1 protein-coding gene is annotated in these 1,226 nt (G+C 69.3%); it reads left to right on the top strand.

Annotated features, from left to right (window positions below; genetic code table 11):
- Positions 1-1,029 (top strand): alkaline phosphatase D family protein (locus D3H34_RS32805; RefSeq protein WP_205736864.1); only part of this gene is annotated, 1,029 nt, incomplete at its 5' end.
- Between the last annotated feature and the right edge of the window lie 197 nt (positions 1,030-1,226).

The raw sequence follows: 1,226 nt of genomic DNA, 5'->3' as shown, positions 1-1,226 counted from the left end.
AAGCCGCCCCACCCGGCGCTGGTGCGCACGCACACGCTGGCCGTGGCCAGAACGCTGGAGGACTTCCGCGACCGTTACGCGCTGTACCGCACCGACGCGCAGCTGCAGGCCGCGCACCGCGCCTGCCCGTGGATCGTGTCCTGGGACGACCATGAAGTGCAGAACGACTACGCCGGTCTCGAAGGCCTGGGCCCGCAGCACGCATTCCTTGCCATGCGCGCCCAGGGCTATCAGGCGTTCTACGAAAACATGCCGCTGCGCGCGTCCTGCCTGGCGCGCGGCATCGAAGGCCTGGGCACGCCGGACGGCGTGCGAATCCATGACCGCTACACCTGGGGCCGGCTGCTGCGCCTGCATATGCTCGACACGCGCCAGTACAGCAGCGCCCAGCCCTGCCGGCCGGCGGGCGGCAATCCGCCGGCATCGGTTTCGCCCGACCGCTGCCCTGAAATGCTGGACCCCGAGCGCTCCATGCTCGGCGCCGCCCAGGAGCGCTGGCTCGAGGACGGCCTGCGCCAGGATGCGAATGCCCAGGTCCGCTGGAGCGTGCTCGCGCAGCAGACCATGTTCTCGCGGCGCAACTACCAGCCCGCGCCAAAGGAAAGTTTCAACAGCAGCACCTGGGACGGCTACCCCGCAAGCCGCCAGCGCGTGTGCGATGCGATCCGCGCCAGCGCGGTGCGCAATGCCGTGGTGCTCGGCGGCGACATCCACCAGAACTACGTGAGCCGCGTGCTGAGCGATTTCTCCGACCCGCAGTCGGCGGTGATCGCCAGCGAGTTCTGCGGCACGTCGCTGACATCCCACAGCAAGACACCGCGCGCGCGCGCCCAGGAAATCGCCGACAACAACCCGCACATCCTGCTCGCGCGCCCCGACAAGCGCGGCTATGCGGTGGCCGAAGTCACGCCCGAGCGCTGGACCACGACCTTTCGCGTGCTCGATGATGTGGCGCGCGCCGACAGCGGGGTGGCGACGCTGGCGCGCTTCGTCGTCAACGACCAGGTGCCGGGGCCCCAGGCCGCGTGACCGCGCCGGCCACTGGCGGTGCCGGCGGTACCGGTTCCGGCCGGCAGGCGCGCTGCGGCGCAATCAACTGCGCCGCCCATGCAACCTTTTAGCGCTTGATGTTACTCACCAACGAGTAGCCCAACGTCACCTCGTTGCAATCGCCATCGCGGCGATACGAAAACCGCTGGGCCAGTCTGCGCACGAAATGCACACCC

This window comes from Acidovorax cavernicola (assembly GCF_003581445.1).
Note: the sequence above shows the minus strand (reverse complement) of the source record. Positions and strands in the feature narration are given on the sequence as shown.